At 61.5% G+C, this 25,477-nt stretch carries 17 protein-coding genes; 5 read left to right on the forward strand and 12 right to left on the reverse strand.

Annotated elements, in window-relative coordinates; all coding sequences use genetic code 11:
- Window positions 1-33: 33 nt before the first annotated feature.
- The 8 genes from ABVN19_RS10005 to ABVN19_RS10040 all read right to left on the reverse strand — a co-directional run bounded on the left by ABVN19_RS10005 (window position 34) and on the right by ABVN19_RS10040 (window position 13,480).
- Complete coding sequence (locus ABVN19_RS10005; protein ID WP_105642743.1) at window positions 34-1,779, reverse strand: ShlB/FhaC/HecB family hemolysin secretion/activation protein; 1,746 nt, start codon at window positions 1,777-1,779, stop codon at window positions 34-36.
- 2 nt (window positions 1,780-1,781) lie between these two features.
- Window positions 1,782-5,603, reverse strand: a complete 3,822-nt coding sequence (locus ABVN19_RS10010) for an MBG domain-containing protein (RefSeq protein ID WP_105642742.1) — start codon at window positions 5,601-5,603, stop codon at window positions 1,782-1,784.
- Window positions 5,604-5,812: 209 nt separating this feature from the next.
- The gene (locus tag ABVN19_RS10015) at window positions 5,813-7,513 is read right to left on the reverse strand and encodes a response regulator (RefSeq protein ID WP_158259249.1); all 1,701 of its coding nucleotides are present in this window, start codon (window positions 7,511-7,513) and stop codon (window positions 5,813-5,815) included.
- Window positions 7,514-7,753: 240 nt separating this feature from the next.
- Window positions 7,754-8,305 carry a hypothetical protein gene (locus ABVN19_RS10020; protein WP_084168062.1) on the reverse strand — a complete coding sequence of 184 codons (552 nt, stop codon included), beginning with the start codon at window positions 8,303-8,305 and terminating at the stop codon, window positions 7,754-7,756.
- A gap of 131 nt (window positions 8,306-8,436) precedes the next feature.
- Window positions 8,437-9,243 carry an N-acyl homoserine lactonase family protein gene (locus ABVN19_RS10025; protein ID WP_036990454.1) on the reverse strand — a complete coding sequence of 269 codons (807 nt, stop codon included), beginning with the start codon at window positions 9,241-9,243 and terminating at the stop codon, window positions 8,437-8,439.
- Between the two features lie 51 nt (window positions 9,244-9,294).
- A complete protein-coding gene (locus ABVN19_RS10030; protein WP_105642740.1) occupies window positions 9,295-10,443 on the reverse strand; it encodes an iron-containing alcohol dehydrogenase in 1,149 nt (382 codons plus the stop codon).
- 163 nt (window positions 10,444-10,606) lie between these two features.
- Complete coding sequence (locus ABVN19_RS10035) at window positions 10,607-11,977, reverse strand: sigma 54-interacting transcriptional regulator (protein WP_105642739.1); 1,371 nt, start codon at window positions 11,975-11,977, stop codon at window positions 10,607-10,609.
- 126 nt (window positions 11,978-12,103) lie between these two features.
- Window positions 12,104-13,480 (reverse strand): L-serine ammonia-lyase, encoded by a 1,377-nt coding sequence (locus ABVN19_RS10040; protein ID WP_028946268.1) that lies wholly within the window; start codon window positions 13,478-13,480, stop codon window positions 12,104-12,106.
- Between the two features lie 146 nt (window positions 13,481-13,626).
- On the opposite strand from ABVN19_RS10040, the gene ABVN19_RS10045 reads away from it, so the two are divergent.
- Window positions 13,627-14,562 carry a LysR substrate-binding domain-containing protein gene (locus ABVN19_RS10045; protein WP_105642738.1) on the forward strand — a complete coding sequence of 312 codons (936 nt, stop codon included), beginning with the start codon at window positions 13,627-13,629 and terminating at the stop codon, window positions 14,560-14,562.
- Between the two features lie 3 nt (window positions 14,563-14,565).
- On the opposite strand, the gene ABVN19_RS10050 is transcribed toward ABVN19_RS10045, so the two are convergent.
- Window positions 14,566-16,803 (reverse strand): EAL domain-containing protein, encoded by a 2,238-nt coding sequence (locus ABVN19_RS10050; protein ID WP_353632802.1) that lies wholly within the window; start codon window positions 16,801-16,803, stop codon window positions 14,566-14,568.
- A 139-nt stretch (window positions 16,804-16,942) separates the two neighbouring features.
- Between ABVN19_RS10050 and ABVN19_RS10055 the strand changes: the two genes are divergently transcribed.
- From ABVN19_RS10055 to ABVN19_RS10070, 4 genes are all read left to right on the forward strand, one after another.
- Complete coding sequence (locus ABVN19_RS10055; RefSeq protein ID WP_105642737.1) at window positions 16,943-18,562, forward strand: NADP-dependent glyceraldehyde-3-phosphate dehydrogenase; 1,620 nt, start codon at window positions 16,943-16,945, stop codon at window positions 18,560-18,562.
- Window positions 18,563-18,670: 108 nt separating this feature from the next.
- Window positions 18,671-19,138, forward strand: a complete 468-nt coding sequence (locus tag ABVN19_RS10060; RefSeq protein WP_028946272.1) for a VOC family protein — start codon at window positions 18,671-18,673, stop codon at window positions 19,136-19,138.
- 83 nt (window positions 19,139-19,221) lie between these two features.
- The gene (locus ABVN19_RS10065; protein WP_028946273.1) at window positions 19,222-20,412 is read left to right on the forward strand and encodes a hypothetical protein; all 1,191 of its coding nucleotides are present in this window, start codon (window positions 19,222-19,224) and stop codon (window positions 20,410-20,412) included.
- Window positions 20,413-20,491: 79 nt separating this feature from the next.
- Entirely contained in the window at window positions 20,492-20,806 is a 315-nt protein-coding gene (locus ABVN19_RS10070) for a hypothetical protein (protein ID WP_028946274.1), read from the forward strand.
- A gap of 66 nt (window positions 20,807-20,872) precedes the next feature.
- Here ABVN19_RS10070 and ABVN19_RS10075 read toward each other — a convergent pair whose 3' ends face one another.
- The 3 genes from ABVN19_RS10075 to ABVN19_RS10085 all read right to left on the reverse strand — a co-directional run bounded on the left by ABVN19_RS10075 (window position 20,873) and on the right by ABVN19_RS10085 (window position 25,417).
- Window positions 20,873-22,306: a sigma-54 dependent transcriptional regulator gene (locus ABVN19_RS10075; RefSeq protein WP_028946275.1), complete on the reverse strand. Its 1,434-nt coding sequence runs from the start codon at window positions 22,304-22,306 to the stop codon at window positions 20,873-20,875.
- A complete protein-coding gene (locus tag ABVN19_RS10080; RefSeq protein WP_105642736.1) occupies window positions 22,275-23,771 on the reverse strand; it encodes an ATP-binding protein in 1,497 nt (498 codons plus the stop codon). Before ABVN19_RS10080 ends, ABVN19_RS10075 begins: the two co-directional genes overlap by 32 nt.
- Window positions 23,772-23,944: 173 nt before the next feature.
- Window positions 23,945-25,417: an ATP-binding protein gene (locus tag ABVN19_RS10085; RefSeq protein WP_028946277.1), complete on the reverse strand. Its 1,473-nt coding sequence runs from the start codon at window positions 25,415-25,417 to the stop codon at window positions 23,945-23,947.
- Between the last annotated feature and the right edge of the window lie 60 nt (window positions 25,418-25,477).

Raw genomic sequence — 25,477 nt, forward strand, 5'->3', positions numbered from 1 at the left:
GAAGTCACAATCACGATCTGCAGCGTCCTGTGGTTAGAACAGCTTGAGGAAGTTGAAGTACAGCCGCGGCTCCTTGCCGTTGTGATCCTCCAACGCTTCGGCCGACACCGAGCGAGTCAGCGGGAACGCCAGTTCAGGCGACAGGTACATGTCCTTGGCAACCTGGAAGTGGGCGCCGAAACCTGCCGACGACAGGCTCTGTGAGCCGAAATAGTCAGGGCTGTTGTTCCACACCTTGCCCACGTCCCAGAAACCGTAGTATTGCGTCGGCACGCGGTAGTCCTTGACCTGGTGGGCGGTGTTGTACTGCAGTTCGACCTTGCCCGCGATACCGTTGTCAGCAGCGATTTCCGAAGGGTCGTAGCCGCGGCCGAACTGGCTGCCGCCCACACCGAACTGCTCGGGTGACAACAGCGCATTGCCGAAGGCCGTCTGCCCTGTAAGGGCCAGGTACAGGTTCAGCCCTTCGAGCACCTTGCTCAAGTCCTGGATGCGCTGGGCGTCGTATTGCAGCTTGGTGAAGTCGGTCTGGCCGCCCTCACGCGAAGGGTTGGCGCGACCTTCGTCACTGGCGCCAAGCACGTCCAGGCCCTTGCTCACTTCGGCCTTGAGCAGGTTGCGGCCACCGTACTGGTCGGTGAAATCCCAGCTGGCGCCCAGGCGCAGGGCACGAATGCGGTCATCGCTGGACGGCGCCTGGTCGGGGTCGTCCAGGTACTCGGCCTTGCCGTTGAACCAGGTGAACGCCGCGGACGTCTTGAAGGTTTCGGCACGGCTACGAATCCAGGGGTGGGCGATGCGCACGGCCAGGGTATCGCCACTGCTGTTGGCATTGAGGAAGTCGAAGGTGTCGGCGTTGCCATCGTTGTGCTGGGCGAGCACGCTCAGCACCGTGCCCTGACTGCCCAGCGGCAGTTCGTACTGGCCTTCGTAGAAGGCCATCTTGTCGCCTTCGACCGAACGTCCAAGGCGCAGCGACAGGTGATCGCCCAGGCCCAGCGGATCGTTCACGCCGATCCCGCCATACACCTGCCAGGGCCCGAAGTAGCGACTGTCGCGGTTATCGAAGCCGATGAAGCCTTCCCAGCGGCGCAACTCGTTGGCAACGTCCAGGTCGGTCCCCTGCCCCACGCTCGAAGGTGACAGCACCGCCCGGCTGTCCAGGCCCGAGAGGTCGTTCATCAGCAACAGGTTGCGTTCCAGGGTCTTGCCGGTCAGTGGCGCTTCGTTGCGAATGTTCGCAGCATAGCGTTCCACGGCCTTGTTGCTGGGCCCGCTGATCTTGACCTGGTTGACCTTGCCTTCGACCACCTGCAGGCGTAACAGGCCCTTGTCGACCTTTTGCGCAGGGACGAAGGTGCGCACCAGTAAAAAGCCGTCGTCGCGGTAGCGCTGGGTGATCTGGTCGGTCACGGCGTTCACCTCGCCGAGCGTTACCTGGCGACCTTCGAGCCCCTTGAGTACGCTGGCAAAGGTACCTTGAGGGTAGTGATCGGCACCTTCGAGCATCACCTTGCGGACTTCAAAGCGAGTGCTGCTGGCGGTCAATGGTCGTGGTTGGGCAGGAGCCTGCACCTCGGGCGCCTGCGGCGACACCCGGGTAGGCGACAGCTCCAGGCTGCCTGGCATCTGCACCGCCGGACTGCGCCGACCGTCGGGACCGGGGGTTTCCACACGACCTGGGTCCAGGCCGCTCAGTGGCGCTGCCAGTACCGGTTGAACCGCCAGGGCGACGGCAATGCACAGGGCCAGGGCCGATTTTTGCGCGAAAGTGTTCATGATTACTTGCCTCCTTTTTGAGGCTGTTCCAGGTGACGGGGGATCACACTGCGGTTCCAGTCAGGGATCTGGAATTTGCCGTCTTTGAGTAAGCCGTTGGCATACGTCAGCACGTCGGAGACGTCTGGCAGGCGGTCCTGCTTGTCGCCGTAGGCGCGAGGCTTGCACACCAGCTGAACGTCGTAAGTGCGGGCAACCGCCGGGGTTACCGAGTAGTTCGCAACCACCGCCGACGGGGACTCCAGGGCGGTGCAGCGTTCGCTGCCCGGTGCCTGGGCGCTGATTGCAACGCCCTCTGCCCGGGGCTGGGGCGGTGTTGGCGGTGCTGCCGAGTCGCTAGGATCAGGCAGGTTGGCCGGTGCGGGTACGTCACCCGGCACGTCACCCGGTACATCAACAGGTACATCGGGCGGCACCATGGGCCCGGTAATGGTCAAGGTGCCGTCATAGAAGGTCACCTGGTAGTTGGCACCGGCATCGATACCGTTCTGGCGAATGGCATAAGGCCCCACCGCTTCACCCGGATCACGCTTGAGGCCCACCGCGACCGAGTCGTTGTACTTGAGGCCTTCGACACTGTGGGTCAGCGCAGGATCGGCCTGGCCCTGGACCTTGGTCTTGTCATCGGCACGGATCACCAGGGGCGCCGGGGTAATGGTCAGCACGCCGTCCTTGAAGGTCAGGCTGTAGTTGCCGCTGGTACTGCGCAACTCGCCTTGGCCGATCTGGTACTGGCCGACGTTTTCGCCGGCGCGGGTGCCGGCACCGGCGCGTGCCAGAGCACCACCGTTGAGCAGTTGATCCGGGGTTTCGTCAAACTTCTGTCCGCTCATGTCGTAACCCAGGTGCGGGTCGCTGTCGCCATAGACCTTGCTCTGGTCACGGGCGGTAACGGTCAGGGGGGCCGGAGTGATGCTCAGTACACCGTCGCGCACTTGGGTCTGGTAGCGCTGGTTGACGAAGTCACCGGTGCTGGCAGTACCGCTGATGGCATAGCGGCCAACATCGGAGCGCTGGGTAGCGTTGGTCTGTGGGGTCAGGCCGAGCGCAAAGCGTGGGTCGCCCAGTTGCTCTCCCACATACTGATCGAGTGCCTGCACGGCCTGGGTGTTGCTGTCGGCCGGGTTGGCCAGCACCAGGGGTCCATGGCTGAAGGTGGGATTGGCATCACCATACTGGCGGCTGGCGTCGTCGATCTGCACGGCCAGCTTGGCCTGGTTGGCGTTGAGTTTGACGGCATCGGCACTGGCGTCCTGGGTTTCCAGGAAATGCACCCGCGCCCGCTCCAGCAGCGGCCCGGAAGGCGCCTTGCCATCCTTGGGCTGTGCCCAGGCCTGGTCGTTCATCAGCCAGGCCAGCACGCCGTCCACGCGCGTGACCTTGTCGCCCAGAGCCACCAGCAATTGCTCGGAGGTGCCGTCCTGGCTGTTGTGCTGGATCTCGCCCTGGTTCATGGCGCCGCCGATGGCGTAGTCGTCCACGCCCCAGCCTGCGTCGGTGCCATTGCGAGGGTCCTTGGCGACCATCACTACGCCCTTGTAGGCGTCCAGGGCAAAGCCGACCGGCAAGTCGCCCACCTCGACGCCGTTTTTCTCGACCCGGGTCAGCGAAGTCTTGCCGGTATCGGGCATCAGTTTCCAGTGGTCGCCGTGGCTGTCGGTGAAGCTCAGGCCGTTGACCAGGTAGTCGGAGCTGTCCAGGTAGTTCATGAGGATGTTGGGGTCGATGGGCTGGCCGTTTCTATCGACGAAACCGGCAGCTTCGAACACCAGGTAATCGAAGCGCTGACCACCCTGCTCCAGGGTCACGTTGACTGGAGAGTCCACCCCGGACGCGGGCGATGCCGTGACGTCTTGATAGCCCACGTACTTGATCTGCTGGGCGCTGACGCCACTCATGCTTTCACCCGAATAAGGCGCCACCACGGTACCGGTGGTGGTCGCGCCGCTGGCGTTGGTCTGGTTGAAATGGAACACCCCGTTGCTGGCCTGGCCGGCCAGGATGCCGGCGTGGTTCAGGGAGCTGTCGAGCAGGACGCTGGCGCCCTGCACGGCCACTTTGGAACCGATCAGCGCCGTGTTGGCATCCTGGATCACCGAGGCGGTGTTGGCGGTCTTGATCCAGATGGTGCCGTTGCCGACATCGATGATCGCGCGCTTGCCGTAGGCAGCAGCGCCACTGTCGGCCGGGGTCGAGAGGTCGTTCAGGCGTACATCGCCGGTGGCAGCGACGTACAGATTGCCATCCTTGAGCAGGATCGGCGCGTTGATATGAACCGAACCGCTGTCATTGCGCTTGGCCTTGTCCAGCGCAGTGCCGCTGCCCTGGCTGTCGTAGTCGGTGACGCTGCCCACGGTGCCACTGGCAATCAGTGCAAGGGTCTTGCCGCTACCCACTACCGGCGCAACGATCGGGGCGTTGACGTTGATGCGCTCACGGGCCTCGATACGTACATCGTTGTTGGCCAGGCTGTTGGCGATCACGGCGTTGCTGACGTTGTCACCGGTGGGCACCTCGACGATGTCGATGCGGTCCGGGTCCAGCAGCCACAGGCCCGATTGAGCGCCACCGGAGGCATCCACCGCGGCGTCGCGAGTGACACTCAGGCGCTTGCCCGAGGTTTCCACCACGCCCCCCTTGATGCCGCCCTTGGCACTGGCCTTGCCGGCAAACTCGGTGCTGCCTGAAGACCACACCACGACCTTGCCACCTTCGCGGGCGCCGTCGGCCTTGAGCTGGGCACCCTTCTCGACCCGGGTAGCCTGGGCAGCCTGCTCAAGGCCTTTGCCCTGGAAGCTGCCACCGATCAGGGCAGTGCCGCCGTTGCCAGCGCTGCCGGATACATCGACCTGGGCACCGCTGGCCAGGGTTACCCGATCACCCAGCACACTGATCTGGCCACCGTCACGGCCCTTGGCCGACAGATTGCCGCTGACCTGAGTCTGCTCGGCGTTGCCCAGCACGATGGTACCGCCCTGGTTGCTGACCGAGTCGGCAATCACGGCGCCACCGACACTGATCACCGAATCCAGGTGCTTGGCGGCGCGTTGGGCACTCATGGCTACCACGCCTTCCCCGACCTCGATCTGTCCGCTGTTGCTGACACCGCCCTTGAGGCTGGGATCGACGCTATTGGCCTCGGCCGGGGAGCCGTCAACGGCCAGGCTGATCAGGCCATCGCCATGAAAGTCGAGGGTGGCCTTGGGGCCCGTGGCGAGGTTGACCTGGCCTTTGCGCGCCTGGATGACACCGGCGTTCTCGACCTGGGCCCCGAGCAGCGCCACGGTACCGTTGTCGAACACGCTGATCTTGCCGTCGTTGCGCACCAGGCCTTTGAGCTGAATGTCCAGCTTGCCGCCGTTGGCAAACTCACGTGCCTGCTCATCGGTGATGACTCCAGCACTGGCCAGCAAGGCACTGGTCGATACCCGAGAATTGGGGCCAAACCAGATGCCGTTGGGGTTGAGCAGCAACACCTGACCGTTGGAGGTGAGCACGCCCATGATCTTCGACGGGTCGCTGCCGATGACCCGGTTCAGGGTCACCGAGGTGCCGTCGGGCTGCTGGATATGCACCTTGTTGTCGGGGCCGATGCTGAACTTCTGCCAGTTGATCCCGGTGCGCGGGGTACTGGTGTCGATCTGCAGGGTGGACCCGCTCTGGTTGATGGCGCCTTGGCCCGAAATTACCTGGCCACCCTGGGGCAGCTCATCGGCGAACAGTTCATGGGGGGCCATGGCATCGCCTGCTGCCAGGGCAATGGCCAGGAACAATGGCGTCAACGCCAGGCGCTGGGGGCTGCTGAGTCGGGTGGATCGTTTCATGGACCAGTCTCCTCAATCTACGCAGCGAAGCGGCTGCGGGGTTGAGGCAATCATTGGCCGTGCGGGGAGTGCCGAGGGATCAGGGGATCATGAGAGTGATGTAGGGGATGCACTACAGACCGGGAAAAGGGTGACTCAATGCTGTTGCCTCTGCCGCGCACTCAACAGCCGTGGCCGCTTCGCGCCCAATCGTAGCCTCACGGCAGCGGCTACGACGTGGCCTGGGGCAGGCGCAGGCGCAAGGTCAGGAGGTTGCCGCCCTGGGGCGGCCAGTGCCAGCGCAACTGCCCGCCCATCAATTGCGCCAGGCGCTCGCACAACACCAGCGCCGGCTCCAGGCTATCGCTCGGGGCATTGAGTGGTGCATCGGGCGGCTGCGGACCGATCCGCAACTCCCAGAGCATTTCGGCATGCCCCAACAGTGCGCTGCTGGCCGTTACTTGCAAGGGCGCCGCCACCCACTGCCCACAGTGCCGGAGCAATAGGCCGACAATCTGCTGGTAGCGCTCACGATCGACCCAGGCTGGCGACGGTGCTTGCGGCGCCTGCCACTCGGCACTCAGGACGCCGTCGGCGGTGACCGCCTGCAGTGCATCACGGGTCAGGCGCACCAGGTCGGTCGCCCACGGCCTGAGCAACAAGGTCCCACTCTCAAGGTCCGCCAGGTCCAGCAGTACGCCGATGCGGTCAAGTATCTGCCGCGTGTCTTGCCGCGCCTGTTGCAAGGCCGCGCTGTCTTCAAAGGTGGCGGCCACCTCGTGCAAGCGACTGGCGATCATTTCCAGCATGTGCCGGAACTCCTCGCCAACCCGGTGCAGAAACATCAGGCGCGCCCGCCTCACCGCCAGGTTCTGTTCGTTGGCATGGGTCAGGCTGATCAAAGCCTGTTCGTGTTCAGTCATGTCGACGAAGGAGCACAGCATGCCCACCAGCACCCCTTGTGCATCCCGGTACGGCGCGCCCCAATGATGCAAGGCAATTTTCCGGCCCCGGTCGTGCAGCACCAGTTCCAGGCTGTAGGGCTGCTGCGCTGCGGCCGCTTGCAGGTACTGCTGGTGAAACTGCAGGGCCTCCTGCGGGGGCACGCGTTCGCTGTCGATGACCCGTTTGCCCACCGCTTGCTCAAGGGTGGTATCGAGTACTTCCAGGAAGCGCCGGTTGCAGGTCAGCAGGTAGCCTTCGGCATCGCGCAGGCACACCGGCATCGGCATGGCCTCGAACAACGCGTGAAAGTACTGGTCGCGGCTTTCGTCGGGCAAGGCGCCGGCGGTGGCCGGCAGGCGTTCGAGCAAGCCACCGCGCCAGGCGATTTCCAGCAGTTCGGCAAGCGAGCCGGCATTGAGCTTTTGCAGCAATCGCGCCTTGTAGGTACTGACCGTACGGTCGCTCAGGCTCAGTTCGTCGGCGATGTCCTTGTTGCTGCGACCATTGACCAGGTACTGCAGCACGGTACGCTCCCGAGGCGACAAGTTGCGCAGTTGCTCGTCTTCGGCCTGCAGGCCTTGCGGTGCAGCAACGCTGCCCAGGCTTCTGACCGGGAACCACGCCCGGCCGCGCAGCAAGGTGCGCACGGCATCGCCGAGCTCCTCCACCGCTTCAAGCTTGCTGACGAAGCCCGAGGCGCCCGCCTGCAGGCACAAGCCGGCAATGTGCTCGGTGCTTTGCGCGGTCAGTACCAGGGTGCGGGTGGGGCTTTGCCGTTGATGCAGGCGGCGGATCACTTCCAGCCCGCCCAGCCTGGGCAGTGCAAGGTCCAGGATCAGCAGCTCGGGCTCCAGGGCCAGCGCCTGCTGCAGGGCTTCGGCGCCGTTGTCCAGGGCCGCCACCACCAGGTGGCCTTGGGCATCGAGCAAGGCTTGCACGGCGGCGCGCAGCAAGGGTTGCTCGTCTGCAATCACGATTGTGTGCATGGCCATCGCTCCTGCGAAGTATCCGCTACAGCGTAGTGCATGGCCTTGCATTCGCAGCGCCGGGCGCGATGCTCACACCCCCGGCGCCTCAGTGGGTCAGGCGAGGAAGGAGTAGAGAATCGCCGACAGGGTAATCAGGCCGATGGAATGTATCGCCATCATCTGGAACGTGGTGGAATTGAAAGTTGGAGCGGGAGGCTCCAACTTTTGGCCAAGGTATATTATACCGGCACAGCTACTTCAATAAGCCGATGCCCCATGCAATGAACCCGCCATGCTGGATCTGAATTGAGCGCCCCAGTGGCCATCTACACTTGTAATAATGTAGAAAGAGTCAAACGTATGACCAGGAATAGGTGTTCCAGCTTTATCCAGACGCGTGAACGAAAGCGCGACATGATACTTGTTTGCATTGCCTTTCCCGTCACTGCCGGACTGAACAACATACCGGTAATTCCAACGTGTATTTTCCCATCCAATGGCCTTGGAAAGCTGTTGCAAGTTCTGGTCTTTTGCATACGCCTCAGGTGTTTCCCAAACAGTGACTTGGTTACCCGACATACGCACGTGTGGGTAGTTCAATGTCTTGGCCCACGCCCGTTCATCTTTAGCGTTGAATGTGGTTAAGAATCGGTCCAGCGCCTGACAGGGAACATCAAACGCCTGGCTATAATTCCCCTTCGCATCTTTTGCACAGCTATCGGGCAAATGCGTTTGAGCAGGCGCTGCAAAAACGTGGGTGGCGGCCATCCCAGCAGCCAAAAACAACGATGCTTTCATTACAGGCTTCATATTTATTCCTTATTATATTTTACGTTAAAAATTTGTTAGAACCCTGTGATAAAACAGGGATTGTTTACGTTCACTTGAACGCTCAAGCACCGTCAGCATGAACAATCATTGCTAATGATTCACACCTTTCATTACAGACTCGCCAGGGTGGCTGAACTGATTCTTCGAATTGAACCATCCGTCAGTAATTTCGACTGCTCTGGGTCATGCCCATAGAGTACAAATGCGCCTTTGGACTTTAGCTGCTTAAACAAATTAAAGTTATTAATCATTCCTTGAGCATCATTGACCACCATGGCATCGGGGAGTGTCATCTTTTCAAGAGAGGCCTTTAAGTAGCACGCATCTGCAGTAATGACGACCGCTTTACCCTCTACATTGACTTTCAGTGACTGGTGCCCGGGTGTGTGCCCAAAACTAGGAATCAGTACAACCGAACCATCACCAAACAGATCATGTTCGCCATCAATTTCGAGGCGGTCGTGACCTAAATCATAATGGCGAGGTGCATATATTTCTTTTTCAATATTTTCCTCATTCTTAGCCGCTTCCCACTCACGCTTTTGAATAACCAATCGTGCATTAGGGATACACGCATTACCCCCACAATGATCGAAATGCAGGTGAGAGTTAATGATAAAATTAATTTTCAATGGGTCGACACCGAACGCTTCCAAGCGTTTAGCTACATCCTCACCCGGTACAAAATTAACCGTGGTTAAATCAGCAAAAACCCCCAGTGATTTTTTGACCACGTCTGGATCGCTCGATTGCAAAGGCAACTCAAGGCCCGTATCAAACAACACAGTACCTTTAGGATGCTCGACTAAATAGCACGGCACTGGAATAGCGAGATCACCTGTTTCACCCGCCATAAAAAAACCATAAGGCATCGTGATCCAGCCACATGTCATTGCATATAATTTAACGTCTTCCATCGCAATAGCCCTTTACGTGATGATGGTCAGCCTGCCCGATTTATCAGGTAGTTACCAGGCAGCCCGGTAGATCGCCTCGATATCTGCAGGCGTGAGTTTGCGGGGGTTATTGCGCATCAACCGATCAATCGTGCTGGCCTCCTCGGCCATCGGTGCCAAAGCGTCCTGCGGAACGTTGAAAGCGCGAAGGCCGGTGGGAATGTCTACGGCAGCACACAGTTCAGCCATCGCATCGACACTGGCGTCTGCAGCCTGACTATCGCTTAAACCGGCGATATTCACGCCCATTGCCTGAGCGACGTCGCGAAGACGCTCCGTACAGGCAAGCTTGTTCCAGCGCATTACATAGGGCAGCAGCAAAGCGTTGCTAACGCCGTGTGCTATGTTGAAGCGCCCCCCCAGCGGATAGGCCAGCGCATGTACTGCCCCCACGCCTGCGTTTCCAAACGCCATGCCGCCCATCAGGCTCGCCGTAGCCATGTCTTCCCGAGCAACATGATCATCGGGGTTGGCATACGCTTTAGGCAAAGCGCGGGCAATTAACTTGATGGCGCCGAGCGCAATGGCATCGGTGATCGGCGAGCGATTGATCGAAAGGTACGCTTCGATCGCATGCACAAGCGCATCGACACCGCTGGCAGCGGTTACGCTACGCGGGCAAGTGCGCGTCATAACTGGACTCACGAGAGCAACGTCAGGCAGCAGGTAGTTGCTCACAATGCCTTTCTTGAGCTGCGCTTTTTTGTCGGAGAAGATCGCCACGTTAGTGACCTCCGAACCCGTGCCGGCCGTAGTAGGAATCGCGATCAGCGGAGGTCCCTTGCGGCTTACTTGATCGACGCCGAACAGCTCGGCCAGGGTGCCGTCATGTCCTGCGAAGGCCGCGACACCTTTCGCGATGTCGATAGCACTTCCACCGCCCAGCCCAATGAGCCCATCATGGCCACCCTCGCGAAAGGCGCGGGTACAATCTTCGACCAAACTGATTTCAGGCTCTGGTTGAACGTGGTCATAGAGGCCATACCGACGGCCACCCAGGTGGGCCAAGGCGAGGTCAACGGTACCCGACTTGACCAGGATCGCATCGGTCACGATTAATGGATTATTAACTTTCAGCCGGGTCAACTCAGCGTCCAGGTGTTCAACCGCGCTGGCGCCAGTCAGGAGTTTATTGGCGATTTGAAAGGCAGAAACACTCATCGGCTCGTCCTCGTTTTTTTATTTGAGATGAGCCAAGAGATAACAAAACCTGTGCCAAATTCTTGAAAGGCCCGTGTTTGCTGGGCTTTGCCTCGTTTCTGCTAGCCTCAGACACGGCTAGCGATCACGATTTCAATCGGAAAAACGGCTGTCGATCAGAAACCTAATCAGACCTCTCCCAGCGTTTCATCTTCTGGACGATGGTTGCCTGGCTTACCCCGAGCGCTTTGGCTGCTAGGCGCGTGGTCTTGTGTATGCGCATTGCTGAAAGAATCGCGATCCGCTCTGCATTTTCTAGAACCTTGCGCAGCGGCAGGCGATTCTGATTCAAGCGATCATCGTGAAGGTTGAGAATTTCCTCAGGGAGATCCAAGGCCTCAATCGTGTCACTTTCGCAGACAACTACCAAACGCTCGACCAGGTTGATCAATTCGCGAATATTTCCAGGCCATGCATACTCGCAGAGCAGATCCAGGGTCTCTAGCCCCCACGTCATGTTGCGCTCATAGCGCTCGTTGAACTGCCTTAGGTAATGCTCCAACAGCGTGGAGATCTCTCCGGCACGCTCACGAAGCGCGGGAATGTGGATGGGCACCACGTTCAGTCGATAGTACAGGTCAGCACGGAACAACCCCTGCCCTACCCTCTGTCGCAAATCATGGTGGGTGGCGCTTATGATTCGGACATCTACTTCGCGCAATTCAAGCCCACCCACTGGTATGAACTGGTTGTCCTCGATAACCTTCAGAAGCTTGACCTGAAGCGACAATGGAAGATCGCCAATTTCGTCCAGGAACAACGTTCCGTGATTTGCCAGCTCTAGGAGCCCCCGCTTCCCTTTGGCCGCTGCGCCAGTGAACGCCCCTGGCGCGTAGCCAAACAACTCCGCCTCGATCAGGTTTTCTGGCATTGCTCCGCAATTGAGCGGTATGAAAGGTTCCTTAGCCCGAGCGCTGGCATTGTGGATGTACTGAGCGACGAGGCTTTTGCCGACACCGGTTTCCCCTAACAGCAGCACCTTCACGTCACTGCCTGCTACACGTCGTGCCTGTGCGAAAAGCGGGCCTGTTTGCGCCTGGTCAAAGACCAGCGAAGATTGAGCCAGTTTTTCATATTTTCCAGCATTCAACTGCGCTGTGCTCTGACGCAGCTTCTTGAGCCCAGCGAGCTCATCCCTTTCATGCTTCATGCGCAGAAGCTCGGTCATGTCACGTACGGCGCTGACGACGTAGCTGATGCGACGATCCTGGAAAATAGGTGTTGCGCTCACCAGCAGCTTCTTCCCGTTACTGAGGCTCTGCATAACGGAAACCGGAGCGCCTTGCTGGAGTACGCGTAAGGATGCGGATTGCGAAACGACACCGTCGCGTACCAGGTCGTGCATGCTGCGTCCAATGAGCTGATCGCTCTGCAGTCCAGTCAGACGCTCGTACGCGCTGTTTACCTTAACGGTAATTCCTACCCCATCCGTGATGTAAACACCGTCGTGCAGTGCGTTCAGAATCGTATCGAAGGTTTGATCAGTGAAGTTCACAGCGACGCTCTGAGCTAGCAAAAACGTTAGTGTAAGACGTTTGCTCGCGCAGTGACCCTACACTTTCAGAGAGAGCGGCAGGCGTGAAGCCATGCTACCGCGGGACACGCCCGCGCCTACCGGGGTTCAGCACTCGACGAAGGCAACCGCCAGGCCGCCGCGCGAGGTCTCCTTGTAGTTGGCATGCATGTCGGCGCCGGTGTCGCGCATGGTGCGGATCACCCGGTCCAGCGAGATGAAGTGTTCGCCGTTACCGCGCAGGGCCATCTGCACGGCGTTGATAGCCTTGACCGCAGCAATGGCGTTGCGCTCGATGCAAGGCACCTGGACCAGGCCCCCGACCGGGTCGCAGGTCAAGCCCAGGTTGTGTTCAAGGGCGATTTCGGCGGCGTTTTCCACCTGCATGGGCGTTGCGCCCAACACGTCTGCCAGCCCCGCCGCGGCCATGGCACAGGCAGACCCCACCTCGCCCTGGCAACCGACTTCGGCACCCGAGATCGAGGCATTTTTCTTGCACAGGATGCCCACGGCAGCGGCGCTGAGCAGGAAGTCGACAATGTCGTTGTCGCAGGTCTCGGGGTTGAACTTCATGTAGTAGTGCAGCACGGCGGGGATGATGCCCGCGGCGCCATTGGTAGGCGCGGTCACCATGCGCCCGCCGGCGGCGTTCTCTTCGTTGACCGCCAGCGCAAACAGGTTGACCCACTCCATGGCACTCAGGGTCGAGCCGATCACGTTGGGCTTGCCCAGTTCCTGCAAGCTGCGGTGCAACTTGGCGGCACGGCGCTTGACGTTCAGCCCGCCCGGCAGGATGCCCTCGTTGCGCAAGCCGTTGTCGACACACTCGCGCATGGCCGCCCAGAGCTTGAGCAAGCCGCTGCGCACCTCGGCCTCCGGGCGCCAGGCGCACTCGTTGGCCATCATCAGCTCACTGACGCGCAACTGATGCTGCTTGCACAGCGCCAGCAACTGCGCGGCACTGTCGAAATCGTAGGGCAACTGCACCTGCTCGGCGGTGTCCTGTGCCTGGCCGATCTGCGCGGCCTCGACGATAAAGCCACCGCCCACCGAGTAGTAGGTCTGCTGCAGCAGGCAACCGTTCTCGCTGCTGGCTTCCAGGGTCATGGCGTTGGGGTGGTACGGCAGGCTTTCTTCGAGCAGCAAGAGATCACGGCTGCACTCGAAGGCAATCGCGTGGCTGGCGTCGAGCAGCAGCGTCTGGCTGGCGTTCAATTGCGCAATGCGCGGCTCGATGCTGTGCGGGTCGATCTGGTCCGGCCACTGCCCCATCAGGCCCAGCAGGCAAGCGCGGTCGGTGGCATGGCCCACGCCGGTGGCCGACAGCGAGCCATACAGGCGAACCTCCACCCGACTCACCTGTTCCAGGAGGCCCTGCTCGCGCAAAGCCCTGGCAAAGGTGGCAGCCGCCCGCATCGGGCCTACGGTATGGGAGCTGGACGGCCCGATACCAATCTTGAAAAGGTCGAAAACACTGATAGCCATGCTAATGCCTGCACGCTCAAGCGACGACTGTCACCCTGCGGCGTTGTGAAAAAATTGATGGGTGTCGCGAAGTTGCGCGATACTGCCCGGTCACCGTGGCATTGACCAACGAATCTTTCTAAGCAAGCCTTTAGCAGCACTAAACAATGAGACGACAGATGAATGGCCAGATGTATGTCTGGCTCCACGTGTTTTCCTGTGCGGCGCGGCACCTGTCGTTCACCCGCTGCGCCGAAGAACTGCACATCACACCCGGTGCGGTGAGCCAACAAATCCGACAACTGGAAGAGCGCCTGGGCTTTCGCCTGTTCTTGCGCCGCGCCCGTGGCGTGGAACTGACGGCCGAAGGCCAGCGCCTGGCGCAGACGGTCAGCGAAGCCTATGGCAGCATCGATGCCGAATTGCGCCGCCTGCATGCCGGCGAGATTCGCGGCACCCTGCGCCTGCGCTCGATCCCCTCATTCCTGGCCAAGTGGCTGACCCCGCGCCTGCCGCGCCTGCAGCAACGCTACCCGGATATCCAGTTGCGCCTGGTGGCCGAAGACAGCAGCCAGGCCCTGCACGAGGGCGACTTCGACCTGGCCATCGACCTCAACGACGGCAGTTACCCGGGCATGCATTCAACGCCGCTGCTCGATGAGCAGATCTTCCCGGTCTGCTCCCCGGCCCTGCTTCGCGGCCGCCCGCCGCTGCATGGGCCAGCGGACCTTGCGCACTATCCATTGCTGCACGACATCACCGCCTGGCGCGGCAGTTCCGAGTTCGCGGAATGGGAGTTCTACCTGCAGGGAATCGGCGCCGGCGGCCTGGATGTACGCCGCGGCCATACCTTCAACCGCAATCATTTGACCATCGAGGCGGCCATTGCCGGGATTGGCGTGGCGATTGCCCGGCGCACCCTGCTCAATGACGAGCTCGAGCGCGGTGCGCTGATCGTGCCGTTCGGCTCGGCCATCGCCAACCACAAGCGCTATGTATTGCACTACCCGCCCGGCGGCCTGGCGCATCCCGGCGTGCGGGCGGTACACGACTGGCTGGTGGAGGAAGCAGGCGGCTTCCGCACCCTGCACACGCCGGCATAAGGATCAACCCGGCCGTTCGCGCTCTACCTGGGCTGTACGCAACCATTGATTGAACTGCTGGGCGGGCATCGGCAGGCCGATCAGGTAACCCTGTCCGTGGTCGCACCCGGCGTTGCGCAGGAATTCGTATTGCTCGCGGGTTTCGATGCCCTCGGCAGTGATGCGAAAACCCAGGGCATGCCCCAGGTCGATGATTGCCCGAGTAATCGCCACGCCGTCGTCATCGCCCGGCAGGTCCTTGATGAAGGCGCGGTCGATCTTCAAGTGATCGATCGGCAGCATCTTCAGGTACGCCAGCGACGAGTAGCCGGTGCCGAAATCGTCCACCGCCGTGGCCACGCCCAGGTGCTGCAACTGCGCCAGCACTGCACAGGCGTGTTGCTGGCTTTCCATTAACAGGCTTTCGGTGATCTCCACCTCGAGCATGCTCGGCTGCAAGTCGAAGCGCTGCAGGGCCTGGGTCAGGCTGGCGACATAGTCGCTGCGCTCGATCTGCAAGGCCGCCACGTTGATCGCCACCGGGCCTGGCAGGCAATCGGCACTGCGCCAGGCGGCCAACTGCGCACACACCAGCTCCAACACCCGCTCGCCCAACGGGATGATCAGCCCGCTGCGTTCGGCCAGGGGGATGAACTCGGCAGGCGACACCAGCCCGTGCTCGGGGTCATGCCAGCGCAGCAACGCTTCGGCCCCCTCGACACGACCGCTGAACAGATCGACCTTGGGCTGGTACCACAGTTCGAACTCGTTGTGCTGCAAGGCACGCCGCAAGGCGCGCTCCAGGCACAGTTGCTGCTGCAGGCGCAGGGTCATGTCCGGGTGGTAACGGCGCCAGGCATTGCGGCCGCTTTCCTTGGCCGCGTACATCGCCGTGTCGGCATGGCGCAGCAGTTCATCGTCGCTGTATCCGTGGGCCGGGTACCAGGCCAGGCCGATGCTGCCGGTAACCAAGGCCGTGTTGCCATTGAGTTCGAAGGGCTGTTGCAGTGTTTGCAGCAGGCCCTGCACCCGGGCCACACATGACGATTCGGTGCCGACCAGAAAAAAGGCGAACTCATCGCCGCCCAGGCGGCATACGCAGTCGCCAGGGCCGATCATTCGGGCAAAGCGCGCCGTCGCCTGCTGCAACAGCAGATCGCCCATGTGATGGCCGAGGCTGTCGTTCACCTGCTTGAAGCCATCGATATCCAGCAACAGCACCGCCAGGGATTCTGTATCGACGATGGCGCTGCACAAGCGCTGCTGGAACAGCAAGCGATTGGGCAATCCGGTGATGGCGTCATAATGCGCCAACCGCTCCAGTTGCGCCTGGGACTGCTTGAGTTCGCGATTGCGTAAATTGATCAGGTGGTTGCTGCGGTTAAGCTGGGCAACGAACAGGCTGAACAGCCCCGTGCATGTCAGGGCGAACAGGAACAACGGCGAGGCGAACAGGCTCATCGACGGCCAGCCACCCAGGGGGCTGGCCGCCAGTTGCCAGAGCCCACCGGGCACATCGACATTGACGGTGACCGGATGGCGCTCGAACAACAGCGGGTCGCCCCAGATCATCCCGCCCACCGCGCCCTGGCCGTCGGCACCGCGCAGGGCCAGCTCGAAACCCGGGTCCAGGTCCAGCCCCGCGGCGCTCAGCAGGCGGTCGATGTCGGCAACGATGGAGACATTGCCCCAGTACAGCTTTACGCCTTTATGGCCCTTGAGAAACACCGGTCGCCGGTAGATCAGCCCGCGTCCGCCCTGGTACAGCTGCAACGGCCCGGCCAGCACCGGGCTGTAATGCTCTCGCGCACGCTGGAGCAACGGGTATTGAGCCGGCAGGTGGCGGTAGTCGACGCCGATCAGGCTCTGGTTGCCGTGCAGTGGGTAGACATCGATAACTTCATCGCCGGGTGCGATGGAGATATGGCGAATGTGCGGTACCGAGGCGATGGCCTGGCGGGCCATGTCGTGAAAGTGCTCGGGAGTAATCTGCCCGTCGGCGCTGATGAGCTGGGCGATGCCTTCGGTCTCGCCAAACGCCGAGCGCAACTGGGCCTCCAGCGCAGCACGCACACCGGATAAGCGCGCACTGGCATTGGCGATCACTTCGCTTTCCTGGCGCTGCACATCGAGGCGGCCGAGCGCTACCGATAAGCCGATGCCGATCAGGGCAAAGCCGATCGGCAGCAGGCGATTGAGGGTGGAGCGCAGACTCCTGGGCAGGACCAGACTGTCATCAAGGGCGAGGATTCTTGTGCTCATAGGTCCATTATTTGCGCAGGCTTTATGCGTTATCGGCGTTCTGGACGCAAAATTGAGCGAGGCTGGCTTTTTTTAGCGCGCTGGCGTTATGCTCAAACTGAAACGTTTCACCCATTATAGAAAAAGAGGTGCTGCGCCCATGGACCGTCTGCTCGATTCGCTCTTTCCCACCGCCAACGAGATCCCCGAGGCGTACCGCCTGGGCGAGCCGCTGGAGCAAACGGAGTACCTGGTCAACGGCCAGTTGCAGCGCTGGGACGGCCCCCTGGCCACGGTACGCAGCCCGGTCTGGCTCAAGGAAGGCGATCAGGAAACACAAGTGATCCTCGGTAAAACGCCGCTGCTCGATGCCGACACCGCCCTCACCGCCCTGGACGCCGCCGTACAGGCCTACGACAAGGGCCGTGGCGCCTGGCCGACGATGCGCGTTGCCGAGCGTATCCAGCACGTCGAGACCTTCCTGGCCAGGATGCGCGAACAGCGCACTGCCGTGGTCAAGCTGCTGATGTGGGAAATCGGCAAGAACCTCAAGGACTCGGAAAAGGAGTTTGACCGTACCTGCGACTACATCGTCGACACCATCGGCGCGCTCAAGGAGCTGGACCGGCGCTCCAGCCGGTTTGAGCTGGAACAGGACACCCTCGGCCAGATTCGCCGCGCGCCATTGGGCGTGGCGCTGTGCATGGGCCCTTACAATTACCCGCTCAACGAGACCTTCACCACCCTGATCCCGGCGCTGATCATGGGCAACACCGTGGTGTTCAAACCGGCCAAGTTCGGCGTGCTGCTGATTCGCCCGCTGCTCGAAGCCTTCCGCGACAGCTTCCCGGCCGGCGTGATCAACGTCATCTATGGCCGCGGCCGCGAAACCGTCAGCGCATTGATGGCCAGCGGCAAGGTGGATGTGTTCGCCTTCATCGGTACCAACAAGGCCGCCAGCGACCTGAAAAAGCTCCACCCACGCCCGCACCGCCTGCGCGCGGCGCTGGGCCTGGACGCCAAGAACCCGGGGATCGTGTTGCCCGAGGTCGACCTGGACAACGCTGTCAACGAAGCCGTCACGGGTGCCCTGTCGTTCAACGGCCAGCGTTGCACGGCGCTGAAGATCCTGTTCGTGCATGAGGCCGTGGTCGAGAGCTTTCTCGACAAGTTCCAGCGCAAGCTGGCTGCGCTCAATCCGGGTATGCCCTGGGAACCGGGCGTGAGCCTGACGCCGCTGCCGGAAGCCGGCAAAATCGACTACCTCAATGGCCTGGTGGCCGATGCCATCGACAAAGGCGCCCGGGTCATCAATGAAGGCGGCGGAGCCAGCCGTGGCTCGTTCTTCTACCCGGCGCTGCTGTACCCGGTGAATGCCCGGATGCGCGTGTACCAGGAGGAGCAATTCGGCCCGGTGGTGCCGGTAGTGCCTTACCGCGACCTGCAGACGGTGATCGACTACGTGCTCGACTCGGACTTCGGTCAACAACTGAGCATCTTCGGCACCAGCCCGGCCGAGGTCGGCCGCCTGGTCGACACCTTCGCCAACCAGGTCGGGCGTATCAACCTCAATGCCCAGTGCCAGCGTGGTCCGGACACCTACCCATTCAACGGGCGCAAGAACTCCGCCGAAGGCACCCTCTCGGTTCACGATGCGCTGCCGGTGTTCTCGATCCGTACCCTGGTGGCCACCAAGTTCCAGGAGAGCAACAAGCAATTGATCAGCGACATCATCCGCAACCGCGATTCGAGCTTCCTGACCACCGACTACATTTTCTAGTTGCCGTCCGTCCAGCGCCGAAGATTTTGATTTGCCCAATGGCCGAAACTGTACAAACATACAGTTTCGCGCCATTAACCCACGGCGCCTTTAAGGAGGATCTATAAAATGGCCGTCAAACCAATCCCCGAAGGACAACACAGCATCACCCCCTACCTGGGCATCAAGGATGCCGCCAAAGCCATCGACTTCTACAAGGCCGCGTTCGGTGCGGTCGAGATGTTTCGCCTCGACGGCCCCGACGGCCGCGTCGGTCATGCAGAGCTGAAGATCGGCGACTCCTCGATAATGCTCGCCGACCCCTGCGACCAGGCCGGCGGGCTGACCAGCAGCCAGTCACTGGGCGGCGCTGCCATTGGCCTGCACCTGTATGTCGAGGATGTCGATGCACGCTATGCCCAGGCCATCAAGGCCGGTGCCACCCAGGTCAGTGCCGTGCAAGACCAGTTCTACGGCGACCGCAGCGGCACCCTGAAAGACCCGTTCGGCAACCTGTGGTTCGTCTCCACCCACAAGGAAGACCTCACGGTGGAAGAAATCCGCGCCCGCGCAGCGAAACTGTTCGCCGGGCAGTAGCCTCGAATGCCCGGCGGGCGAATGGCCGCCAGCCGGGCTTTGCATTAAGGTGGCAGGCACAGGAAGGCTGGCCAGGATTGTCCATGAGAATCATCGAGAAGAACGCCGCGCTGGTGCGCACCCTCACCCCCGCCGAGGACGACCTGCTGCGCGGCTTTGTGCAGGGCAGCCTGGAGGGTCCGCGCCTGCTGCAAGCCAACCAACTGCTGCTCAAGGTCCGCGCCGCCGGGCACTGGCTGGCCTGTGACTGCCTGCCCCAGGCGATGCCGATACTCAACGTCAACCTCAACAGCAACACCGGCACGCTGTTCTTGAAGAACAATCCCGGTACCGCCGAGCATGACCCCGACTGTGTGTTCATCAAGGATGAGCGCGAAGCCGGGCGTGCCGAGGATGTCGACAGCCTGCCCGCCACCTGGCTCCCCCCCGATACGCCACTGCGCCTGATCGGTGAGTTTTCGCGCGCCACCGCCGGCACGGGCCAGGAAGGCAGCGGCGGTGAGAAGCGCGAGCAGCAGCGCCTGTTGTCGCTGCTGTTGACCCTGATCGAGGCCAGTGGCCTGAACGTCTATGCCACCCACCTGAAAAAAGACCTCACCAGCCAGTTCGCCGAACTGCGCAACGTGGCCAGCCGCTACCCGCTGATCGAACGCGTTCCTGCCAGCAACTACCTGGAAACCCGCCTGGACATGAAGCACATGATGATGCTCAAGGCCCGGCTGCGTGACTCCAGCGCCTTTGGCAACCATCGTCGCTACGGGCTGATGCTCGACTGCGTCAATCAGATCAAGACCCGCAAGGTGTACAACGAGCGCAGCGAAGACGGCTTCGACTTCCAGGGCCATCACCTGCTTTGGGGTGGCAGCAAGACCCCGGGTCCGTTGCTGGCCCTGGCGATCTACTCCCCCGCCACCGCCGGCAGCCACTTCTATGAACTGATCCATGTCGCCAGCGTGCCGGTGCTGTCGCGCGGCCAGTTTTTCCCGGTGTATCGCGACGAGGAACGCGAGCCACTGAAGATGCTCGTCTCATTGATCGATTGGATGGCCAGCAAGGGCGTGAGGGTGATCATGCGCCGTCCGGTGATCGGCAGCCAGGGTATGGATACCCTGGTACTGAGTGCCGACCAGGACCGGGTGCTGTCGATTTCACTGACCGAGCAGCCGCTGGGGCCGGAGCCCGAAGGCGAGACATTCAAGCGCTATGCCGACTTCAAGAGCCTGGATACCTTCCGCAAATACGTCGCGGGGTTCTTCATGCGCGGGCGCGAGTAGCGCCGCTGGTCGCCTGCATCGCACCCCGGGCGAGTGTGGCGGCCCAATGTCTGGACAGTTCATGAAAAGGAGTTTGGCCATGACCCGCAGCGCACTTGCCGCCCTGATATTCACCGCCTTGCTCGGCACCCAGGCTTTTGCCGGCAGTACAGGCCCCACCAACCCCAACCCCGACACTGCTCCGGCGACACCGGCGCTGCCGGGGGTCAACACGGGCACCAATCCCACCGATACCCCGCTGCCCAACGGCACCGACCCTCGAACCCAAGGCAATGACAACGGCCGACAGGGCGGTGTCGAGACCGATGGCACCCGGCGTGAGCCCCGCGATGGAACGGGGTCGGAGAATGGCGATCACGGCAGGGAGGGTGGAACCGGGACAGGCAGCTACTAGGCAGTACGACCGCTACGTGGCCGATCGCAGGCTGTCGCCAGCGGCTACACAGGGTTAGGACCGCGTCTACCACTGCCGCTTGTCTGGCCGCGTCAACCCCAGTTTCTCGATACGGTAACGCAGCATATCCCGGCTCAACCCCAGCAACCGCGCCGACTTGGTGACGTTCCAGTCGGTACGGTCGAGCATCTTGCGGACCATGTCGCGTTCCACCTCCGGCAAACTGGTGGTGCCCGGAATTTCCGCACTGCCTTGCAGCTCATGGGCATGCGCAGGCACCATCGGCACGTCCAGCGGTTCGTCCACCAGGCTCATGCAGACATTGAGTTGATGCGGGGCAATTTCCTCGTCCGGTGCAAGCAGCACGGTCTGCTCGAGCATGTTGCGCAGCTCACGCACGTTGCCCGGCCAGCTGTAGTTGAGCATCAACTCTTCGGCCTCGGGGCTGAAGTACAGGTGGGTCTTGCCATAGCGCTTGCCATGCAGGGCCAGAAAATGCCGGGCCAACAGCAGAATGTCTTCGCCTCGGGCATACAGCCTGGGCACTTTGATCGAGATGATGCGCAGCCGGAAGAACAGGTCGCGACGGAATTTGCCCTGCTGCACCATCTGCTCAAGGTTGCAGTTGGTCGCGCTGATGATGCGCAAGTCGACCTTGCGTTCCTTGACTGCACCGATACGGCGGATGGTGCGGTCTTCCAGCAGTTTCAGTAGCTTGGCCTGCAATACCAGGTCCATTTCGCCAATTTCATCCAGAAACAGGGTGCCGCCATCAGCCGCTTCGACCAGGCCAACCCGGCGGTCCTTGGCATCGGTGAAGGCGCCTTTTTCATGGCCGAACAGTTCCGCCTCCAGCAGGTTGGCCGGGATCGAGGCGCAGTTGAACTCGATGAACGGCCCCTTGCTGCGCACGCCGTCAAAATGCAGGGCACGGGCTACCAGTTCCTTTCCGGTACCGGTTTCGCCTTCAACCAACACCGGCGGCAGGTCGCCGCTGGCCATGCGCCGCTCGGCGTCGAGCAATTGCCTGAGGGTGTGCTTGAGCCCGAGCATGGCCGGCGATTCGCCGATCAAGGACTGGCCGCCGGACTTCTGCGCCTCGCGCTCCTGGTAGAACGACAAGGTGCGTTCCATGCGCTCCGCCGCCAGAGCCTTGTCGAGCATCAACTTGAGCTCGGCCAGCACCACCGGTTTGGTCAGGTAGTGGAAAGCGCCCTCTTTCATCGCCAGCACGGCATCCTCGACGTTGCCGTAGCCGGTCATCATGATCACCTTGAGCTCGGGCGCCCGTTCCGCCAGGGCCTTGATCAACTCATGGCCGCTCATGCCAGGCAGCGAGTTGTCGGTCAGGACCGCATCAGGCTGGCACTGCTGCAACTGGTCCAGCGCCTGTTCGGCACTGTGGCAAACGGTGACTTCAAAGCCTTTACGTTCCAGATAGGTCTGGATGTTCTCAGCGAGGATTTCATCATCCTCCACTACCAGGATGCTGTGCTCCATGGTCCCCTCCCGACGCAACATTAAAGATCAGGCATACACGGGTTCCCTCCTCCTCGCGGCTGCTCAAGGTGATTGAGCCGCCAAATCGTTCCATGATGCGCTTGACCAGCACCAAGCCGACCCCTAGGCCGCCCTGCTTGGTGGTAAAAAACGGTTTGAAGACCATGCGCTCCTGTTGCTCGCTCATGCCCTTGCCGGTATCACTCAAGGTTAGCTGGACCTTGCGTTCACCGGTGACTTCAAGCACCTCCAGGCTCAACTGCCCACCGCCGGGCATGGCCTCCAGGGCATTGGAAAACAAGCTGTTGAGGATTTGTGTGAGCAATACCGGCTGGCTCACCACCTGAGCCGAGGGCGGCAAGCTGACCTGCAGTAGCACCTGGTTGCGCTCGATCTGCTGGGCGAAGGCATTGCAGGTGTCTTCGACGGCAGCCACCAGGTCGACTGCTTCGGCATCATCCTTCAAGGGCCGCAACGACACCAGCAGCTCGCGCACCCAGCGTGACATACGGTCGACCTGGCTGATGATGTCGCCGATATTCTTCTGCGAGCGGTCGCTGGCAATCTCCTGAGCAAGCTCGGCGCTGGAGCGGATCGTGGCCAGGGGGTTGCGCAGGCTGTGGGCCACGGCCGAGGACATTTCGCCCAGGGCGACGAAGGTTTCGCTGGCCACCAGTTGCCGTTGCTGGGTCTGCAACAGGCTCGCGGCGCGGCGTACGATCCAGAACAGGCCGAAGTAGATCAGCGCACCGCCCAGCAGGGTCGAGGTCCAGATCAGCACATAGCCACGCTGGATGCGCCGCACCAGGTCCTGGGGCTCCTTGTACACCTCCACCATCGACAGCACCTTGGTGCCACTGTCGTCGAACATGGGGATGTAGTTCTCGATGAACAGGTACTCGGGTTCACGCAGAAACTTCTGTTCTTCGCGGTCCTCATTGGCCTTGTGGTAGCTGGCGGACACCGGCACCTGTGAATTGAACGACTCGTCGAGGTCATGATCGGCGTCGATCTTCTTGCCGATCAGCTGCGGGTTGGTGGACCAGACGATGGTCCGGTCCAGGGCATAGACATTGCTAAGCAAAGTGTCGGGCAGGTGCTCGACATGGTCGAGAAACTCGTTGCGGGTGGCCGCTGCCAGGCCGGCACTGACGTGGGCATGCTGGCCATCCAGGCGTGGGTCGAGCAACTCGGCCATGGTGGTGCCCGGTGGAAGGCGTGAGTGACGCACTTCGGCCTTGGCCATGGCCTGGATGAACTGGGCGGTGAGCATGGCATCGCGCTCGACGCTGTCGTTGACCACGAAGCGCGTCGAGACATAGCCGAGGCCGATCGCCACAGTGGCGATGATCAACAGGCTGACCACGGAAAACCAGCGCAGCAGGTTGAACTCGCGCAAATTGCGGTTGGGAATGGATTGCGTGTCGCGGCCCTCATCGGCCAGTTTCTTGTTCAGCACCTGCATCGGGTTTTCCTGGCGGGCTGCATTTTCTTAGAACTTATAGCGCAGTCAGGTTCCAGCGTTTTACATCAATTCTTATGGCCATTCGCCCAGTGATAGTATTTTGCCTTTAGTCGGTCTCTACTGCTCCACCGCCCGCCGGGCCGTGCCCCCAAAGTAGGGGAATCCTCGCGGTGTCATTCTTTGGCAGGCCGTTCGTGAACCACACGGAAGGTCAATTGTACGCAGGTGCCCTCGCCCTCGCTGCTGGTCAGGCGCACAGCGCCACCAAAGCGCTCCATGATCCGCTTGACCAGCACCAGGCCCACACCCAGCCCGCCTTGCTTGGTGGTGAAAAAGGGCTTCATGGCCATGCGCAACTGCTCCTCGGCCATGCCCTTGCCACTGTCACACACGCGCAGGATCAAGGCCTTGCGGCTGCAACTGACCTGCTCGATACGCAAGGTGCCGCCTTCAGCCATTGCCTCCAGCGCGTTGGCGATCAGGCTGTTGAAGATCTGCCCCAGCAGCACCGCCTGGCTGAGCACCTGCACACCCCCCAGCGCGTCTACCTTGACCTCGATGCCCTGGCGCTTGACCGGCAGGGCGAAGGCCTGAAGGCTGTCTTGCAGTACCCGCTCAAGCTCCACCGGCGCGGGCTCATCGTTGAGTGGGCGCAAGGACTGCAGCAATTGGCGTACCCAGTGCGACATGCGATCGACCTGGCTGATGATGTCGCCGATGTTCTTCTGGGCCGGGCCTTCCTCGAACTCCTGGGCCAGTTCGGCACTGGAGCGAATACTCGCCAGCGGGTTGCGCAGGCTGTGGGCAACGGCCGAGGACATCTCGCCCAGCGCCACGTAGGTCTCGTTATTGATCAAGCGTTTTTGCTGCACCGCCAGTTGACGATTGGCGCGATACATCAGCCAGTAAAGCCCGCCGTAGACCAGCGTCGCGCCCACCGCGACCGCCAGCCAGATCAACAGCAGGCCTCGCTCGATACGCAGGATCAGGTCGCGAGGCTCCTTGTAGATTTCCACCATGGCAGTGACGTTTTCGCCCTCGGCATCGAACAACGGGATGTAGTTCTCGATGAACAGCTGCTCGGGCGGGGTAATGAACTTCTGCTCGCTGCGCGCCTGGTCCACGTCGTGATAACTGGCCGAGACCCGCACCTTGTTTTCGAAGGCCGTCTCCAGGTCGTCATCGGACTCGATCATCTTGCCCACCAGCGCCGGGTTGCTCGACCAGATCACCATGCGATCCGGCGCATAGATGTTGGCCAGGAGCATATCGGGCAAGTTGGCCACATGATCGAGAAACTCGCCCCGGGCGCTGCGCCGGGCCTGGGGATCGACATCGGGAAAGCTCTGGTCCAGGCGCGGGTCGAGCAATTCGCCCATGGTGCGCACATTGGGGATGGACACATGGCGCACCTCGGCCAAGGCGATTGCCTGGATGAACTGCGCCGTCAGCAGCGCATCGCGCTCGACGCTCTCGTTGATCACGAAGCGGCTGGATATCAGCCCCAGGCCCACTGCCACCGAAAGGATGATCGCCAGGCTGACGAAGGCATACCAACGCAGCAGGTTGAAGGGCCGCGTGCCAGTGCCTGCGGGGTGGTTGGCTTCTTGCAGGGGCGGCGAATCCAGGCGTGATTGCAAGTCCATCGCGAACTCCGGCAGATGCGTTCTAAGGTTATAGCCCAGTTCCCGTCATTACCCCGCGCT

This window comes from Pseudomonas vranovensis (assembly GCF_040438935.1).
Taxonomy (GTDB): Bacteria; Pseudomonadota; Gammaproteobacteria; order Pseudomonadales; family Pseudomonadaceae; genus Aquipseudomonas; species Aquipseudomonas vranovensis.

Bases quoted from the DNA above. Each gene is read 5' to 3' on its own strand.
- ABVN19_RS10005 (WP_105642743.1), bottom strand. From the start codon at position 1,779: ATGAACACTTTCGCGCAAAAATCGGCCCTGGCCCTGTGCATTGCCGTC.
- ABVN19_RS10010 (WP_105642742.1), bottom strand. From the start codon at position 5,603: ATGAAACGATCCACCCGACTCAGCAGCCCCCAGCGCCTGGCGTTGACG.
- ABVN19_RS10015 (WP_158259249.1), bottom strand. From the start codon at position 7,513: ATGCACACAATCGTGATTGCAGACGAGCAACCCTTGCTGCGCGCCGCC.
- ABVN19_RS10020 (WP_084168062.1), bottom strand. From the start codon at position 8,305: ATGAAGCCTGTAATGAAAGCATCGTTGTTTTTGGCTGCTGGGATGGCC.
- ABVN19_RS10025 (WP_036990454.1), bottom strand. From the start codon at position 9,243: ATGGAAGACGTTAAATTATATGCAATGACATGTGGCTGGATCACGATG.
- ABVN19_RS10030 (WP_105642740.1), bottom strand. From the start codon at position 10,443: ATGAGTGTTTCTGCCTTTCAAATCGCCAATAAACTCCTGACTGGCGCC.
- ABVN19_RS10040 (WP_028946268.1), bottom strand. From the start codon at position 13,480: ATGGCTATCAGTGTTTTCGACCTTTTCAAGATTGGTATCGGGCCGTCC.
- ABVN19_RS10045 (WP_105642738.1), top strand. From the start codon at position 13,627: ATGAGACGACAGATGAATGGCCAGATGTATGTCTGGCTCCACGTGTTT.
- ABVN19_RS10050 (WP_353632802.1), bottom strand. From the start codon at position 16,803: ATGAGCACAAGAATCCTCGCCCTTGATGACAGTCTGGTCCTGCCCAGG.
- ABVN19_RS10055 (WP_105642737.1), top strand. From the start codon at position 16,943: ATGGACCGTCTGCTCGATTCGCTCTTTCCCACCGCCAACGAGATCCCC.
- ABVN19_RS10060 (WP_028946272.1), top strand. From the start codon at position 18,671: ATGGCCGTCAAACCAATCCCCGAAGGACAACACAGCATCACCCCCTAC.
- ABVN19_RS10065 (WP_028946273.1), top strand. From the start codon at position 19,222: ATGAGAATCATCGAGAAGAACGCCGCGCTGGTGCGCACCCTCACCCCC.
- ABVN19_RS10070 (WP_028946274.1), top strand. From the start codon at position 20,492: ATGACCCGCAGCGCACTTGCCGCCCTGATATTCACCGCCTTGCTCGGC.
- ABVN19_RS10075 (WP_028946275.1), bottom strand. From the start codon at position 22,306: ATGGAGCACAGCATCCTGGTAGTGGAGGATGATGAAATCCTCGCTGAG.
- ABVN19_RS10080 (WP_105642736.1), bottom strand. From the start codon at position 23,771: ATGCAGGTGCTGAACAAGAAACTGGCCGATGAGGGCCGCGACACGCAA.
- ABVN19_RS10085 (WP_028946277.1), bottom strand. From the start codon at position 25,417: ATGGACTTGCAATCACGCCTGGATTCGCCGCCCCTGCAAGAAGCCAAC.